The following is a 15,841-nucleotide window of genomic DNA, read 5'->3' as shown; positions in this document are numbered from 1 at the left end:
GAACGGAACATGCCAGACCCGGTCCACCGCCCCTAGCCTGCGAGAAAAGACCTTTCGTACGTCCCCTTCCACCCCCAGGAGACTGCCATGACCGAACTGTCCGGAGGCCCCGCCCTCCCCCAGGAGCGTCGCGTCGTCACCGCGATCCCCGGCCCCAAGTCGCAGGCGCTGTGGGAGCGTAAGCAGGCCACCGTGGCAGGTGGCGTCGGTGCGGTGCTGCCCGTCTTCGTCAAGCGCGCCGGCGGCGGTGTCCTGGAGGACGTCGACGGCAACTCCCTCATCGACTTCGGCTCCGGCATCGCCGTGACGTCGGTCGGCAACAGCGCCGAGGCCGTGGTGCGCCGCGCCACCGCGCAGCTCGCGGACTTCACCCACACCTGTGCCATGGTCACGCCGTACGAGCCGTACGTCGAGGTGTGTGAGCAGCTCGCGGAGCTGACGCCGGGCGACCACGCGAAGAAGTCCGCGCTGTTCAACTCGGGCGCGGAGGCGGTGGAGAACGCGGTGAAGATCGCCCGCGCCTACACCAAGCGCCCGGCGGTCGTCGTGTTCGACCACGGCTACCACGGCCGCACGAACCTCACGATGGCGCTGACCGCGAAGAACATGCCGTACAAGCAGGGATTCGGCCCGTTCGCGCCCGAGGTGTACCGGGTGCCGCTGGCCTACCCGTACCGCTGGCTGACCGGCCCGGAGAACTGCGCGCAGGAGGCCGCCGAGCAGGCCATCACGCAGATCACCAAGCAGATCGGCGCGGAGAACGTCGCGGCGATCATCATCGAGCCGGTGCTCGGTGAGGGCGGCTTCATCGAGCCGGCGAAGGGCTTCCTGCCCGCCATCGCGAACTTCGCGAAGGAAAACGGAATCGTCTTCGTCGCGGACGAGATCCAGTCCGGGTTCTGCCGCACGGGGCAGTGGTTCGCGTGCGAGGACGAGAACATCGTCCCGGACCTGATCACCACCGCCAAGGGCATCGCCGGCGGTCTGCCGCTGGCCGCGGTCACCGGGCGCGCCGAGATGATGGACGCGGCGCACGCGGGCGGCCTCGGCGGCACGTACGGCGGCAACCCGGTGGCGTGCGCGGCGGCGCTGGGTTCCATCGAGACCATGCGTGAGCTGGACCTGAACGCCAAGGCCCGCCGGATCGGCGAGATCATGACGGCGCGCCTGGAGACGATGGCGGAGAAGTTCGACATCATCGGCGAAGTCCGCGGCCGCGGCGCGATGATCGCGATCGAGCTGGTCAAGTCCGGTTCGAAGGAGCCGAACGCCGAGGCCACCGCCGCGCTCGCGAAGGCGTGCCACCAGGAGGGCCTGCTGGTCCTGACCACCGGTACGTACAGCAACGTGGTGCGTTTCCTGCCCCCGCTGGTCATCGGCGAGGACCTGCTCAACGAGGGCCTGGACATCCTTGAGGCGGCGCTCGCGGCACTCTGACCGGACGGGGCGACGGGGGCGGCACGGGGCCGGCCCCGTGCCCCGGCAGATTCGGCACCTCGGCCCGGGGCGCGGCACGGACCGCGCCCCGGGCCGAGGTGTGTGCGGGGCCCCGTCCGTCTGCCCCGTGCGCGGGCCCCATGCGTGGGGACGGGGCCGGCGCCTGGGGAATCTCTTGCAGGTCGGAGGGGTGGCAGCGTGAAGAAGATGTGCGGGGGCAATGGCGGCCGGGTGATCCGGCTGTCCGGCGTGTTCCCGGTGCCGTACGGTTTCTGCAGATGAGAGATACACCCCGCTCGCAGGGGACTGCGGGCGACGCCCGGTCGGCGCTGCACCGGCTCCGACCAGGCCGTGCCCTCGCGCACGACTCCGGGGCCTCCGGCTCCGGGAATCCTCACCGATCGGACGGCCGCCCGCCCCAGACCCCCCGGGGCGCGCGGTACCCCGATCCGCGCGGCCGCCTCGGAATCACCCCCCCTGTTCCGAGGCGGCCGATTTCTCTTCCCGGACACGGCGGCCCCGCCACCGGGCGCCCCGCGTACCGGCACACCGCCCAGGCACTCTGCTGTCTGCTGGTGTTCGCGCTGCTCACCTGGCAGGTGGCCGCGCACGGTGCGCTGCGGGCACTGGACGAACGGTGCGGCCTCGCACTCGGCGACAGCGCCGTCCCGGCACCGCTCGCGCAGTTCTTCGCGGATCTCGGTAACACCACCGTCGCACTGCCGGTTCTCCTGACGGCGGTCGCAGCGGCGCTCTGGCGCTCCGTACGGGCCGAACGGCGTGCACGGAGCGCCGAACGGGGCACGGACAGCGGCCCGCAGGAGGCGCAAGGCACGGTGGAGCGCCCCGCGGCGGTGCGGTGGTGGCTGCCGCCGCTCGCCGCGCTCGGCACGATGGTCCTCGTACCGGCGGTCGTCGTTCCCGCGAAGGTCTGGATCGGGCGACCGGGGCCGCCGCGCATGGCGGGGGCGCCCCACGACGGGTTCTATCCCTCCGGCCATGCCGCCACCGCGGCAGTCGCCTACGGCCTCGTGGCGCTGTTGCTCCTGCACCGGCGACGGAGGTCCGGCCGCGCCATGCGCGGGCCCCGTGCGGCGCTCCTCGCCGTATCCGTCGTCCTGGTGAACATCGGTGTCGGCGTGGGGCTGGTCCGGCAGGGCTATCACTGGCCGCTGGACGTGGTGGCGAGCTGGTGCCTGTCCGGGGTGGTGCTGACGCTCTGGTCGGCGGTCTGCGCCCGTTGGTACGAGGCCGGGGCCGCGGGGCGGCGCTGACCTCATATCTGGCCGCACCGCCCCGTGCGGCATCCCGACGGGCGCGGCACGCCCCGTGCGCATGGGGCGTCCTGTGCGGGCGATGCCTGCGTGGGACGCACCGTGGACGGGGCGACGCGCGCTCCCGGGACGGGACACCCCGAGGACGGCGCACCGCATGGTGCGGCGCGCCCCGTGCCCCGCCCGCCACCCATCCCGTCAGGTGTCCCGGGCGAGTACCGCCGCTGCTTCGTGCAGGGCGAGTTCCAGGAGACCGGGGTCGGTGAGGGTACCCCGGCCATCAGGAGGAACGATCCAGCGGACGCCTCCGGTGGCCCGGCCCGGGTACGGGACGACGATCCAGGCGCCCTTGCCGACGCCCCGTATGCCGGTGCCCAGCCAACGTGTGGCGGTGCCCGGCGGGACGAAGAAGCCCATGCGGGAGTCTCCGAAGTCGGCCAGGACGGGGCCGGGCCGGGGCGTCACCCACGTCAGGACGTCGAGGGTGGGGTAGCCGAGTTTTCCGTCGACGATCAGCACGTCCCACCGCCTGCCGGCCGGAAGGAGAACCACCCCCAGCGGGCTCCGTTCCCATTCCCACCGGCAAGCATCGGGATCGGGCGCCGCCGATACCAGCCACTCCACTGCACGCTTCGCCCCCGCGGCGTTCATGTCTCTTCCTCGCTCTCCCGGCCCGTTCGGGCAGGTCGACGGGGAGAGGGCGTGGCGGCGGCATCCTTACACGGGTCCGTGGAACAATTTTTCCGCCGGTGTGTGCGGTCGGAAATACGGTGCGTGGGGCCGACACCGCGAACGGGCCTCCGGCGGGGCGCCTGCCGAGGGGAGGCGGGCCGAACTCACGGCGGCTGTCGGCATACGGGGAATGGCGCCGCCCCATGCGGCCGCCCCTCCCTGGGGCGCACCCACCGCATGGGGCGTGGGCCCCATGCAGCGGGCCCCATGCCGCGCCCCACGCAGCAGGCCCCGCGCCCCGCCTCAGCCGCTCCCCCGGCCCGACCTCAGCTGTCGAAGCCGAGTCCCGCCTTGTCCATCGCCCGTAGCCACAGGTTGCGGTGTCCCTCGCGGGCGTCGGCGCGGGTCATCGACCACTGGGTGATCCCGATCCCGGCCCAGCGCAGCGGTTCGGGCGGGAACGGCAGGGGTTTGCTGCGGACCATCTCCAGCTCGGTGCGTTCGGTGCGCTCGCCGGAGAGGAGGTCGAGCATGACCTCGGCGCCGAAGCGGGTGGCGCCCACGCCGAGGCCGGTGTAGCCGGCGGCGTACGCGACGCGCCCCTTGTGCGCGGTGCCGAAGAAGGCGGAGAAGCGGGAGCAGGTGTCGATGGCGCCGCCCCATGCGTGGCTGAAGCGGAGCCCCTCCAGCTGGGGGAAGCACCGGAAGAAGTGCTGGGCGAGCTTGGCGTAGGTGGCGGGATGGTGGTCGTACTCGGCGCGGACGCCGCCGCCGTAGCGGTAGACGATGTCGTAGCCGCCCCACAGGATGCGGTGGTCGGCGGTGAGGCGGAAGTAGTGGAAGTGGTTGTTGCTGTCGGAGAGGCCCTGGCGTCCGCGCCAGCCGATGGCGGCGCGCTGTTCCTCGCTGAGCGGTTCGGTCATCAGCGCGTGGTCGTAGACCGGGACGACGTACGGGTGGACGCGCCGCAGCAGGGACGGGAAGGCGTTGGTGCCGAGGGCGACCTGGCGCGCGAAGACGCGGCCGTACGGGGTGCGCACGGCCATGCCGCCGCGGTACGGGGCGAGGTCCGTGGCGCGGGTGTGTTCGTGGAAGCGGACGCCGAGGTCGCGGCAGGCGCGTTTCAGGCCCCATGCGAGGCGCGCCGGGTTCAGCATGGCGACCCCGTCGCGGTCCCAGAGACCGGCGTGAAAGGTCGGTGAGTCGACCTCGGCGCGCAGGGCGTCGCGGTCGAGGAAGGTGTAGCGGTCCCCGTGGCCGAGGCGGGCGGCGTCCTCCGCCGTCTCCTGGAGTTCGGCGATCTGGTGGGGCCGGGTGGCGATGTCGATCTCACCGGTGCGTTCGAAGGCGCAGTCGATGCCGTGGCGGGTGACGGTGTCCTCGATGGCGTCGAGGTTGCGCAGACCGAGTTCTTCGAGGCGGGCGAGTTCGCCGGGCCAGCGGGCGAGGCCGTTGCCGAGGCCGTGGGTGAGGGAGGCGGCGCAGAAGCCGCCGTTGCGTCCGGAGGCGGCCCAGCCGGTTTCGGCGCCCTCGATCAGCAGGACGTCGCGGTGCGGATCGCGTTCCTTCGCGAGCAGCGCGGTCCACAGTCCCGAGTAGCCGCCGCCGACGACGAGGAGGTCGCAGTGGGTGTCGCCGGTGAGGGCGGGCAGTGCGGCGGGGCGGTCGGGGTCGTCGAGCCAGAACGGGGCGGGGGTGGCGTCCGCGAGGGCGTGGACGGGGGACGGGGCGTTCATGGCAGCTCGTGCCATGGTTCTCAGCTCCTCTTTCTGCGTGCGCCGGCCAGCCGGCCGACGACGACGCACACGACGGCGATGAGGAACATCGCCGTACCGATGACATTGATCTGAACGGGCGTGCCCCGCTGTGCCGATCCCCAGACGAACATGGGAAAGGTCACGGTGGAGCCGGCGTTGAAGTTGGTGATGATGAAGTCGTCGAAGGAGAGCGCGAAGGAGAGCAGCGCTCCCGCGGCGATTCCGGGGGCGGCGATCGGCAGCGTCACGCGCAGGAAGGTCTGTACGGGGGTGGCGTAGAGGTCCTGGGCGGCCTGCTCCAGGCGCGGGTCCATGCTCATCACGCGGGCTTTGACGGCGGTGACGACGAAGCTCAGGCAGAACATGATGTGGGCGATGAGGATCGTCCAGAAGCCGAACTGGATGCCCATGTTGAGGAAGAGGGTGGCCAGCGAGGCGGCCATGACGACCTCGGGCATCGCCATCGGCAGGAAGATCAGGGTGTTGACGGTGGAGCGGGCGCGGAAGCGGTAGCGGGCCAGCGCGAACGCGATCATGGTGCCTAGGGCGGTGGCGCCGAGCGTGGCCCAGACGGCTATTCGCAGGCTGAGGCCGAGGGAGCCGCAGAGGTCGGCGACGCCGCACGGGTCGGTCCAGGCGTCGGTCGAGAAGCGCTGCCACTGGTAGTTGAAGCGGCCGTTGGGCTTGTTGAACGAGAAGATCAGGACGATGACGTTGGGCAGGACCAGATAGGCCAGCGTGCACAGTCCGGCGATCGTGACGAGGTGGCGGCGGAGCTTTCCGGGGCGCCGCACGATGCGGGCGCACGGGGCGGCGTCGGTGGTCTCGTGGACGGTCATCAGACCAGGTCCTCCGTCCCGGACTTGCGGATGTAGAAGGTGACCATGGCGAGGATCGCCGCCATGAGAAGGAACGAGAGCGCGGCCGCGGTGGGGTAGTCCAGGACGCGCAGGAACTGCGACTGGATGACGTTGCCGATCATCTTCTGGTCGGTGGAGCCGAGGAGTTCGGCGTTGATGTAGTCGCCGGTGGCGGGGATGAAGGTCAGCAGGGTGCCGGCCACGACGCCGGGCATGGACAGCGGGAACGTCACACGGCGGAAGGTGGTGGCGGGGCGGGCGTAGAGGTCGCCGGCGGCCTCGTGCAGCCGCGGGTCGATGCGTTCGAGCGAGGTGTAGAGCGGCAGGACCATGAACGGCAGAAAGTTGTAGGTGAGGCCGCAGACCACGGCGAGCGGGGTGGCGAGGACCCGGTGGCCGTCGGTGAGCCCCAGCCAGCTGGTGACGTCCAGGACGTGGAGCGCGTTCAAGGCGCCCACCACGGGGCCGCCGTCCGCGAGGATCGTCTTCCAGGCGAGGGTGCGGATGAGGAAGCTGGTGAAGAACGGGGCGATGACGAGGATCATCACCAGGTTGCGCCACCGTCCCGCCTTGAAGGCGATGAGGTAGGCGAGCGGGTAGCCGAGCAGCAGGCACAGCCCCGTCGCGGTGGCGGCGTAGAGCACGGAGCGGACGAACTGCGGCCAGTACTGGACGAGCGCGTCCCAGTAGGTGGCGACGTGCCAGGTGACGCGGAAACCGTCCTCCAGCGAGCCGGTCTGCAGCGACGTCGACGCCTGGTAGACGAGCGGGGCGGCGAAGAAGACGACGAGCCAGGCGATGCCGGGCAGCAGCAGCCAGTACGGGACGAGCCGTTTGCGCAGCGGCACCGTGCGGACCTCGGGCGGTGCGTCCTCGGGGGCGGGCGCGGGAGCCTCGGTGACGGTGCTCATGCGGCCTCCTCGTCGGCGTCGGCGCCGGCGCTGATGTCCTGAGCGGCGTCAAGGCCGAAGGTGTGCGCGCCGCTCCAGTGCGCGACGACGTCGGCGCCGGGCACGAGGCGGCCGTCGCGGGCGATGTTCTGCTCGTAGACGGCGAGTTCGCCGACGCCGGGGACGTCGAGGAGGTACTGCGTGGAGACGCCGATGAACGCGGCGTCCTTGATGCGTCCGGGCAGCCGGTTGTGGGCCTCGGGTACGGCGTCGCCGGGGTGGGCCAGGGCCATCTTCTCTGGGCGGACCCCGGCGAGGAGTTTGCCCCCCGGGCGGGCGGCGCCGGGGCAGCGGCGGGCCGGAACGCGGAGTGCGCGGTCGGCGGCGCGCAGCAGCAGATCGTCGCCGTCGGCGCCGGTGACCTCGGCCTCGATGAGGTTGGAGGTGCCCAGGAAGTTGGCGACGAAGGTGGTGGCGGGGTTCTCGTAGAGGTCGGCGGGGGCGCCGAGTTGTTCGACGCGGCCGCCGTTCATCACGGCGACGGTGTCGGCCATCGTCATGGCCTCTTCCTGGTCGTGGGTGACGTGCACGAACGTGATGCCGACCTCGGTCTGGATGCGTTTGAGTTCGAGCTGCATCTGACGGCGGAGTTTGAGGTCGAGGGCGCCGAGCGGTTCGTCGAGGAGCAGCACCTGGGGGTGGTTGATCAGGGCGCGGGCGACCGCGACGCGCTGCTGCTGGCCGCCGGAGAGCTGCTGCGGCCTGCGGCGCGCCATGGGACCCAGCTGCACGAGGTCGAGCATCTCCTCGACCTGCTTCTTCACGGACTTGATGCCGCGGCGGCGCAGTCCGAACGCGACGTTTTCGTAGATGTCGAGGTGCGGGAAGAGCGCGTAGTTCTGGAAGACGGTGTTGACGTGGCGCTTGTAGGGCGGCAGGGCGGTGACGTCCTCGCCGGAGAGTTCGACGGTGCCGGTGGTCGGGTCCTCCAGGCCGGCGATCATCCGCAGGGTGGTGGTCTTGCCGCAGCCCGACGCGCCGAGGAGGGCGAAGAAGGAGCCTGCGGGGACGGTGAGGTCGAGCGGGTGGACGGCGGTGAAGGAGCCGTACGTCTTGCTGATCCGGCGCAGGCGGACGTCGCCGCCGCTGCCGCTCTGGGGGCTTGCGGTCTTCGTCATGTTCGGTCGTCCCGTGTCTCGGAGGTCGAAGCGGCGCATGGGGCAGGGGCATGGGGCCGCGGGGCGGGGCGGGGAGGCCGTGCATGGGGCGCGGCCCGCGGGGCCCCATGGGGCGTGCGGGTCAGGCGCCCGTGAGGTCGGAGAACTTCCGCGCGTACTCCTTGTTCTCCTCGGTGGTGAGGGCGCGGAAGGCGTGGGACCGTGCGGCCATCTCCTCGTCGGGCAGGATCAGCGGGTTGTCCGCCAGCCCCTTGTCGATCTTTGCGAGTTCATCGCGTACGCCGTCGACGGGGCAGGTGTAGTTGATGTATGCGGCGAGCCGGGCGGCGGCCTTGGGCTCGTAGTAGTAGTCGATGAGACGTTCCGCGTTCCGCTTGTGGCGCGCCCCGTTCGGGACCATCAAGTTGTCGGACGAGATCATGTAGCCGGCCTTGGGTACGGCGTAGGCGATGTCCGGGTTGTCCTTCTGGAGCTGGACGATGTCGCCGGCCCAGGCGATGCAGGCGGCGAGGTCGCCCTTGTCGAGGTCGGTGGTGTAGTCGTTGCCGGTGAAACGGCGGATCTGTCCCCGGTCGACGCCCTGACGGATCCGGGCGAGGGCCGCGTCGTAGTCGGCGGTGGTGACGTCCTCGGGGTGTTTGCCCATGTCGAGGAGGGTCAGCCCGACGCTGTCGCGCATCTCGGAGAGAAACCCGACGCGTCCCTTCAGACGCGGGTCGTCCAGCAGCTGGCTGACGGAGTCGACGGTGCGGCCGCCGGTGGCCTTCTTGTTGTAGGCGATGAGCGCGGGGATGCCCTGCCAGGGGTAGGAGTGGGCGCGGTCGGGGTCCCAGGCGGGGCGGCGGAACTGCTCGGCGAGGTGCGCCGTGGCGTGCGGGAGGTGGGCGGGGTCGAGCCGCTGGACCCAGCCGAGGGAGATCATCCGGGCGCAGAGCCAGTCGGTGAGCACGACCAGGTCGCGGCCCGTGTCCTGGCCCGCCGCGAGCTGGGCCTGGATCTTGCCGAAGAACTCGTCGTTGTCGTTGATGTCCTCGGTGTACCTGACGGTGATGCCGGTGCGGCGGGTGAACGCCTCCAGGGTGGGCCGGTGCCTGCCGTCGTCGCTGACGTCCATGTACTCGGTCCAGTTGGAGAAGGCGAGACGTATCTCCGTGGCCGAGTGGTCAGGGGTTCGGGCCGCGTCGGTGCGGCCGGCGGGCGGGATGCCGCATGCGGACAGGGCGAACGAGCCGCCGAGCGCGGTCGCGGCGAGGGCGCTCGCGCGCAGCACGGAGCGGCGGCTCATCGCGAGCCGGCCGCTGCGCACGCTGCGGCGCACCGCGGCAACCTCGGGCGGGGAGAGCGGGGCGGGCTGGTGCGGGTGGTGCTCCATGCGCGGGTGGCCCTTTCCAGGTGGACCGGCATGGTGCCGGTACTGACGTTGCGGCGCGGCGCCCGCGGCCGGGGAGCGTACGGGCATGGTGCCGGGCGTCATGCGGAGGTTCTTCGTGGGGTGGTGCGGTGGCGCAGGGGTGACGGTGACCGGCACGCACCGGGCGGGGTGCTCGATGCGGCGTGCACGAGGTGTGCCGGTGCGGTGCCTGTGGTGGTACGGGCCGGGTGGCGGGCGCCGGAGGCTGCTCGTTGGGCTCGTGCCGCCCCATGCACGGGGGACGGGGCGGCGTGCATGGGGCGCGGGACGGGGCGCCGCTCCCATGGGGCTCCATGCGGCTCTCGCGTGGGGCTCCATGCGGCTGGGGCTCCGGGTCCCGACGGTGGGCCGGGGCCGCGTCGGCACGGCCGGCAGGGGCATGGGGCGCGGGGCCGGCCACGGTGCGGAAACCACCCGCATGGCGCGTCGTCGGCCGGCCGCCCTCGCCCATACGGCCTGAGCCGGGTCGGAGCCGGACCGCCTGGCGGGGCGTCGGCGCCCCGCCGCTCGTGCCTCATACGGGACGCCCCATGCAGGGCGCTCCATGCGCAGCACCCGCGCCCGGGGCGCCGGAAAGCCCCCCCCGGGCCGGCCCGAGGACGAACCCCATAGGCGAGGCCTGAGGGCACCGCCTGATGCGCACGCCCCGGGACAGCGGCACGAAGGCCGCCCCATGCCCGGGACCCGGGACAACCCTCGTGCAGGACACCCGCATGGTTCGCCCGCCCCATGCGGCGCGCACCACGCCGACGAACGCCACGATCGGCATGCCCTGCGGCAAGCGCCCCAGGGCGCACGTTCCGCGGCGCGCCCCGGGCCACCCGCCCCGTGGCGGGTTACGCCCGGTCCCCGAAGACGGTTCGGTGCCAGTCCTTCCTCGCCGTCCCGGTGATGTCGTACATGACGTGCTTGACCTGCGTGTACTCCTCGAAGGAGTAGGCGGACATGTCCTTGCCGTAGCCGGATGCCTTGGCGCCGCCGTGCGGCATCTCGCTGATGATCGGGATGTGATCGTTGACCCACACGCAACCGGCCTTGATCTCGCGGGTGGCGCGCCCCGTGCGGTAGACGTCCCGGCTCCATGCGGAGGCGGCGAGGCCGTAGGGGGTGTCGTTGGCGAGTGCGATGCCCTGGTCGTCGCTGTCGAAGGGCAGCACGACGAGCACCGGTCCGAAGATCTCCGACTGGACGATCTCGCTGTCCTGGGGTGCGCCGGTGATCAGGGTGGGCCGGTAGTAAGCGCCCTTCGCCAGGGTGCCCTGGGGCGCCTCGCCGCCGGTGACGACGGTGGCGTAGGCGCGGGCCCGGTCGACGAACCCGGCGACGCGGTCGCGCTGGGTGTGCGAGATCAGCGGGCCGAGGTCGGTGGAGCGGTCGAAGGGGTCGCCGAGCCGTACCGTCGCCATGAGGTCGGCGACGCCGGCCACGAACGCGTCGTACAGGGGGCGTTGGACGTACGCCCGGGTCGCCGCGGTGCAGTCCTGACCCGAGTTGATCAGGGCGCCGGCGACCGCCCCGTGCACGGCCGCCTCCAGGTCCGCGTCGTCGAAGACCACGAACGGGGCCTTGCCGCCCAGTTCGAGGTGGAGGCGTTTGACGGTGGCCGTGGCGACCTCGGCGACGCGCTTGCCGACGGCGGTCGAGCCGGTGAAGGACGTCATCGCGACGTCGGGGTGACCGACGAGGTGTTCGCCGGCGTCCCGCCCCGCGCCGGAGACGATGTTCAAGGCCCCGTCGGGCAGCCCCGCGCGGCTGGCGGCCTGCGCGAACATCAGGGAGGTCAGCGGGGTGATCTCGGCGGGCTTGAGGACGATGGTGTTTCCGGCGGCGAGCGCGGGCAGCACCTTCCACGCCGCCATCTGGAGCGGGTAGTTCCAGGGCGCGATGGAGCCGACGACTCCGACGGCCTCGCGCCGCACGGCGGAGGTGTGGTCCGGGCTGTATTCCGCCGCGGCCTTGCCCTCCAGGTGACGGGCGGCCCCGGCGAAGAACGCCGCGTTGTCGACGGAGCCCGGTACGTCGAACTCCTCGCTGAGCTTGAGGGGCTTTCCGCAGTTCAGCGACTCGGCAAAGGCGAGGTCGGCGGAGTCCTCGGCGAGCGCCGCGGCGAAGCGGTGCAGCGTGTCGGAGCGCTCTCCCGGGGTGGCGCCGCTCCATGCGGGGAAGGCGCGGCGCGCGGCGTCGACCGCGGCGTCCACGTCGCCGGAGCCGGCCAGCGCGTAGGTGTGGATCTGCTCGCCGGTCGCCGGGTCCACCACGGCCTGGGTGCGGCCCGAGGTGCCGCTCCGGAGCCGTCCGTCGATGAATTGCGCACCCTCGGCAAACCGCTCGGACACATCGAATCGCTGATCCATGGTGCTCTCCTGAGCCGGTCCAGAGCCGTTCCACGGCACGACCGGGCGTAGCTCATTGCGGAAATGATGGCCGATCCTGGCAGAGCACTTGGCGGCCAACAAGGGATTCCGTAGTTTCCTTTTGGTTACGCGACGAATTCTGCGAATTCCGTCGGGTGGGCGCCCGACACGTTGTCAGTGCCCGCTGACAGAATCCCGGCATGATGCACGACGCGACGGGGACCGCACGAGCCGACACCACCGACCTGCCTCTCGATCTGCCCGCACTGCGCCGGGCGGTGGCCGCCGGACGGCGTTTCCGGTACGTCCACTTCTGGGGCCACGCCCCGCGCCGCGACGGCGCGCTCGGGCCGAGCTGCTTCAGCCAGTGGTGGCCCGCCCCGTTCACCGTGGACGGCGTCACCTACGCGACCGCCGAGCACTGGATGATGGCGGGCAAGGCGCGGCTGTTCGGTGATGCCGAGGCGGAGCGGCGGGCCGTCGAGGCGCGCCATCCGAGGGAGGCGAAGGCCGCGGGGCGCACGGTGCGCGGTTTCGACGACACCCGGTGGCAGGAGCACCGCTTCGAGCTGGTCGTCGAGGGCAGCGTGCACAAATTCGGCAGCGCCCCCGCCCTGAAGGAGTTCCTGCGGGCCACCCGCCGCCGCGTCCTGGTGGAGGCCAGCCCGTTGGACCGCATCTGGGGCATCGGCCTGGCCGCCGACGACGAGCGGGCCGCGGATCCGGCCCGCTGGCGGGGCCCCAACCTCCTCGGCTTCGCCCTCATGGAGGCCCGCCGAAGGCTCGACGAGGCGGAGGCGGAGACGTCGTAACGCCGCCGGGAGGACGGCGAGCGCACCGGAGACAACGCCGACACCGAAGGAGCGACGGGCGGCGTCCCAGGGGCGTTACGGGGCGGGGAGGCGCCCTCGGGTGCGGCCGCGGAGACGGGCTGCTGCCGGGTGGAGGCCCAGGAGACGGAAGGCGGCGCAGGCGTGGCGCCGCAGCGGGGCCCCGGGGGGGGAGCGTCGGCGCGGATTCCTGTCGCTTCTCACCCGCTCCACTCCCCCTCTCCGGAGGTTCCGTCACGGTGAGACCGACCCTCGGACGGTGCTTGGGTGCCACATACGATGACGGGCGTCTCCACACATCGCTGCGCCACTGACCAGGAGGACCGTTGTCCGATCTCGATGCCTTCATCGCGGGCCTGCCCAAGGCGGAGCTGCATGTCCACCACGTCGGGTCGGCCTCTCCCCGGATCGTCGCGGAGCTCGCCGCCCGGCATCCGGATTCCGCGGTCCCCACCGACCCCGAGGCGCTGGCCGATTTCTTCACCTTCCGTGACTTCGGACACTTCATCCAGGTCTATCTGTCCGTCGTGGACCTCATCCGCGACGCGGCGGACGTCCGGCTGCTGACCTACGAGGTCGCCCGCGACATGGCGCGGCAGAACATCCGGTACGCGGAACTGACCGTGACCCCGTTCAGCTCGACCAGCCGCGGCATTCCGGACGCCGCTTTCGTCGAGGCGATCGAGGACGCCCGCAGGTCCGCGGAGACGGAGCTGGGCGTGGTGCTGCGCTGGTGCTTCGACATTCCCGGCGAGGCGGGTCTGGCGGCGGCCGAGGAGACGACGCGGATCGCCTGTGACCTGCAGCCCGAGGGGCTGGTGTCGTTCGGGCTCGGCGGTCCCGAGGTCGGCGTGCCGCGGGGGCAGTTCGCCCCGTACTTCGACCGCGCCCGCGCGGCGGGGCTGCGCTCCGTTCCGCATGCCGGGGAGACCACGGGGCCGCAGACCATCTGGGACGCGCTGCACGAACTGCGCGCCGAACGCATCGGGCACGGCACCAGCGCCGTGCAGGACCCGAAGCTGCTGGCCCATCTCGCCGAGCACGCCATCCCGTTGGAGGTCTGCCCCACGTCCAACATCGCGACCCGCGCGGTGCGCAAGCTGGACGAGCACCCGATCAGGAAGATGGTCGACGCGGGGCTGCTGATCACGGTCAACAGCGACGATCCGCCCATGTTCGGCACCGACCTCAACACCGAATACGGCGTGGCCGCACGGCTGTTGGACCTGGACAAGGACGGCGTCGCGGCACTGGCCAAGAACGCGGTGACGGCGTCCTTCATGGACGCCCCGGCCAAGGCCCGCCTCGCCGCCGAGATCGACGCCTACGCGGCGGCGCAGCGCGCATGACGCGGGGCGGGCTCCCGCACCGTGTGGTGGGGAGCCCACCCGACAACTTGTGACGGGCGCGCCCGGCAAGCGGGGCACCCCCTCGGCGCTGCCTCGCATGGGGCGGCAAGCCTCATGCCCTGGCCCCATGCCCTGGCCCCGTGCGGGTCCCCGCAGCGCCCCATGCGCGCAGCGCTCCGCCCTCCGTGCGACGCGAGGCGCCGCCCCGTCGGCGTTCAACCGCGCCCCGGGCCGGCGCCCCGCTGACACACCGCCCCCCTACGCCCGCCCGTCCGCCGCCGCCCTCACAGCCCCACGAGGGCGTTCCACTCCCCCGCGAGGGCGGGGCGTTCCGCCGCCGTGATGTCGCGGGCGGTGGCGAGGCGCTTGCGCATGGCGGAGTCGGGGAAGATCAGCGGATCCTCGGCGAGCGCGGCGCGTTCCTTGTCCTTGGAAGCGGCCAGGACCTCGCGGGCGGCCGGTACGGGGCAGACGTAGTTGACCCAGGCGGCCAGGTCGGCGGCGATGTCGGGCCGGTAGTAGTGGTCGATGAGCCGCTCGGCGTTGCGCTTGTGGGCCGCCAGGTTGGGGATCATCATGCTCTCCGCCCACAGTTCGCCGCCCTCCTCGGGCACCACGAAGGCGATGTCCGGGTTGTCGGCCTTCAGCTGGATGACGTCGCCGGAGTACGCCTGGGCGGCGATCACGTCGCCGGAGTCGAGGTCCTTGATGTAGTCGTTGCCGGTGAACCGGCGGATGTGCCCCCGTGCGACGAGCCGGCGCAGTCGGTCGGTCATCCGGTGGAAGTCGTCGGCCCGCCAGCGGGTGATGTCGACGCCCTCGCCCTGGAGCAGCATGGCGAACGCCTCGTCGATCCCGGAGAACAGGCTGACCCGGCCGCGAAGGTCGTCGTGCCACAGGTCGGCGACGCTCCGGATCTCACGGCCCAGCCTGCGGCGGTTGTAGGCGATGCCGGTGATGCCCGACTGCCAGGGCACGCTGTGCCTGCGGGCGGGGTCGAACGGTGGGGACGCGAGCTGCGGGTCGAGGTTGCGGGAGACGTGCGGCTGCGCCGTGCGGTCCATTTCCTGGACCCAGCCGAGACGGACGTAGCGCGCGCACATCCAGTCGCTGATGACGACCAGGTCGCGCCCCGTGGGCTGGTGGTTCATCAGCGCGGGGCCGATCTTGCCGAAGAACTCGTCGTTGTCGTTGATCTCCTCGGTGTACGTCACGGAGATCCCGGTCCGCCGCCGGAACGCGTCGAGGGTGGGCCGGCGCTGCGTGTCGTGGTCGTCGACGTCGATGTACAGCGGCCAGTTGGCGAAGACGAGGCGGTGGTCGGCCGCCGAACGGTCCGGGGCCGCGCGATCGGCGGCCCGTACGTAGGCGGGCGGCACACCGCATCCGGCGAGGCCGGCCAGTGCCGCCGCCGTACCGATTCCGACAGTGCCCCGGAGCAGCGAACGCCGCGTGAGTTCCGACATGGCGTGCACTCTCACGCCTCACGGACGACGACGGCAAGCCGACAGAACGTCAACTGCCGCTCCCCCACCCGCGACGGTCTGCCGGGCGCGGGGCTGCGTGGGGCACTGCGCATGGGGCGCACCGCATGGGGCGGGGCCGCACGGGGCGGAGGGAATGGGACGGAGCGCTCCGATCCCGCATGGCGCCACGCATGGGACGCGCCGCGTCGGCCCTGCATGGGGCGCAGCACGTCGGCTCCGCATGGGCGTCGCGCATGCCGCCCACCCCACGAGGCACGCCCTCGCCCCCGACCGCGCCCCACGCCCCCACCCCCACAACGAACAGGGCCCAGAACGCAGCACTCCGCGCCCCAGGCCCTGCCC

At 72.0% G+C, this 15,841-nt stretch carries 12 protein-coding genes; 4 read left to right on the top strand and 8 right to left on the bottom strand.

The window, feature by feature from the left end; all coding sequences use genetic code 11:
• The first annotated feature begins 87 nt into the window (after nucleotides 1-87).
• Together gabT and ABT345_RS29970 are read left to right on the top strand one after the other, a co-directional pair.
• The gene (gene gabT / locus ABT345_RS29975) at nucleotides 88-1,437 is read left to right on the top strand and encodes a 4-aminobutyrate--2-oxoglutarate transaminase (protein ID WP_345080103.1); all 1,350 of its coding nucleotides are present in this window, start codon (nucleotides 88-90) and stop codon (nucleotides 1,435-1,437) included.
• 575 nt (nucleotides 1,438-2,012) lie between these two features.
• Nucleotides 2,013-2,711, top strand: coding sequence for a phosphatase PAP2 family protein (locus ABT345_RS29970; RefSeq protein WP_345080106.1), 699 nt, complete (start codon nucleotides 2,013-2,015; stop codon nucleotides 2,709-2,711).
• 198 nt (nucleotides 2,712-2,909) lie between these two features.
• Here the strand turns inward: ABT345_RS29970 and ABT345_RS29965 are convergent, their stop codons facing one another.
• The 7 genes from ABT345_RS29965 to ABT345_RS29935 all read right to left on the bottom strand — a co-directional run bounded on the left by ABT345_RS29965 (nucleotide 2,910) and on the right by ABT345_RS29935 (nucleotide 11,833).
• Complete coding sequence (locus ABT345_RS29965; protein ID WP_345080109.1) at nucleotides 2,910-3,362, bottom strand: bifunctional DNA primase/polymerase; 453 nt, start codon at nucleotides 3,360-3,362, stop codon at nucleotides 2,910-2,912.
• Between the two features lie 347 nt (nucleotides 3,363-3,709).
• Nucleotides 3,710-5,134, bottom strand: coding sequence for an NAD(P)/FAD-dependent oxidoreductase (locus ABT345_RS29960; protein WP_345080112.1), 1,425 nt, complete (start codon nucleotides 5,132-5,134; stop codon nucleotides 3,710-3,712).
• Between the two features lie 5 nt (nucleotides 5,135-5,139).
• A complete protein-coding gene (locus ABT345_RS29955; protein WP_345080115.1) occupies nucleotides 5,140-5,979 on the bottom strand; it encodes an ABC transporter permease in 840 nt (279 codons plus the stop codon).
• The gene (locus tag ABT345_RS29950) at nucleotides 5,979-6,911 is read right to left on the bottom strand and encodes an ABC transporter permease (RefSeq protein WP_345080118.1); all 933 of its coding nucleotides are present in this window, start codon (nucleotides 6,909-6,911) and stop codon (nucleotides 5,979-5,981) included. The genes ABT345_RS29955 and ABT345_RS29950 overlap by 1 nt, the downstream gene beginning before the upstream one ends.
• Nucleotides 6,908-8,068, bottom strand: a complete 1,161-nt coding sequence (locus ABT345_RS29945) for an ABC transporter ATP-binding protein (protein ID WP_345080122.1) — start codon at nucleotides 8,066-8,068, stop codon at nucleotides 6,908-6,910. Before ABT345_RS29945 ends, ABT345_RS29950 begins: the two co-directional genes overlap by 4 nt.
• 121 nt (nucleotides 8,069-8,189) lie before the next feature.
• A complete protein-coding gene (locus ABT345_RS29940; RefSeq protein WP_345080125.1) occupies nucleotides 8,190-9,440 on the bottom strand; it encodes a polyamine ABC transporter substrate-binding protein in 1,251 nt (416 codons plus the stop codon).
• 875 nt (nucleotides 9,441-10,315) lie between these two features.
• Nucleotides 10,316-11,833, bottom strand: a complete 1,518-nt coding sequence (locus ABT345_RS29935; protein WP_345080128.1) for a gamma-aminobutyraldehyde dehydrogenase — start codon at nucleotides 11,831-11,833, stop codon at nucleotides 10,316-10,318.
• 200 nt (nucleotides 11,834-12,033) lie between these two features.
• Here ABT345_RS29935 and ybiA point away from each other — a divergent pair, with 200 nt between their 5' ends.
• Both ybiA and ABT345_RS29925 read left to right on the top strand, forming a co-directional pair.
• Complete coding sequence (gene ybiA / locus ABT345_RS29930; protein ID WP_386459045.1) at nucleotides 12,034-12,645, top strand: riboflavin biosynthesis intermediates N-glycosidase; 612 nt, start codon at nucleotides 12,034-12,036, stop codon at nucleotides 12,643-12,645.
• 344 nt (nucleotides 12,646-12,989) lie between these two features.
• Entirely contained in the window at nucleotides 12,990-14,012 is a 1,023-nt protein-coding gene (locus ABT345_RS29925; protein WP_345080131.1) for an adenosine deaminase, read from the top strand.
• Between the two features lie 284 nt (nucleotides 14,013-14,296).
• Here the strand turns inward: ABT345_RS29925 and ABT345_RS29920 are convergent, their stop codons facing one another.
• On the bottom strand, nucleotides 14,297-15,478 hold the full coding sequence (locus ABT345_RS29920; RefSeq protein ID WP_345080134.1) for a polyamine ABC transporter substrate-binding protein: 1,182 nt from the start codon (nucleotides 15,476-15,478) through the stop codon (nucleotides 14,297-14,299).
• Between the last annotated feature and the right edge of the window lie 363 nt (nucleotides 15,479-15,841).

Origin of the sequence: Streptomyces sp. NPDC000404 (assembly GCF_040300365.1) — a bacterium.
Taxonomy (GTDB): Bacteria; Actinomycetota; Actinomycetes; order Streptomycetales; family Streptomycetaceae; genus Streptomyces; species Streptomyces ramulosus.
This window is presented reverse-complemented; position numbering and strand designations above follow the sequence as displayed.

Coding starts and splice junctions, on each gene's coding strand:
- gabT (WP_345080103.1), top strand. CDS start 88: ATGACCGAACTGTCCGGAGGCCCCGCCCTCCCCCAGGAGCGTCGCGTC.
- ABT345_RS29965 (WP_345080109.1), bottom strand. CDS start 3,362: ATGAACGCCGCGGGGGCGAAGCGTGCAGTGGAGTGGCTGGTATCGGCG.
- ABT345_RS29960 (WP_345080112.1), bottom strand. CDS start 5,134: ATGGCACGAGCTGCCATGAACGCCCCGTCCCCCGTCCACGCCCTCGCG.
- ABT345_RS29955 (WP_345080115.1), bottom strand. CDS start 5,979: ATGACCGTCCACGAGACCACCGACGCCGCCCCGTGCGCCCGCATCGTG.
- ABT345_RS29950 (WP_345080118.1), bottom strand. CDS start 6,911: ATGAGCACCGTCACCGAGGCTCCCGCGCCCGCCCCCGAGGACGCACCG.
- ABT345_RS29945 (WP_345080122.1), bottom strand. CDS start 8,068: ATGACGAAGACCGCAAGCCCCCAGAGCGGCAGCGGCGGCGACGTCCGC.
- ABT345_RS29940 (WP_345080125.1), bottom strand. CDS start 9,440: ATGGAGCACCACCCGCACCAGCCCGCCCCGCTCTCCCCGCCCGAGGTT.
- ABT345_RS29935 (WP_345080128.1), bottom strand. CDS start 11,833: ATGGATCAGCGATTCGATGTGTCCGAGCGGTTTGCCGAGGGTGCGCAA.
- ybiA (WP_386459045.1), top strand. CDS start 12,034: ATGATGCACGACGCGACGGGGACCGCACGAGCCGACACCACCGACCTG.
- ABT345_RS29920 (WP_345080134.1), bottom strand. CDS start 15,478: ATGTCGGAACTCACGCGGCGTTCGCTGCTCCGGGGCACTGTCGGAATC.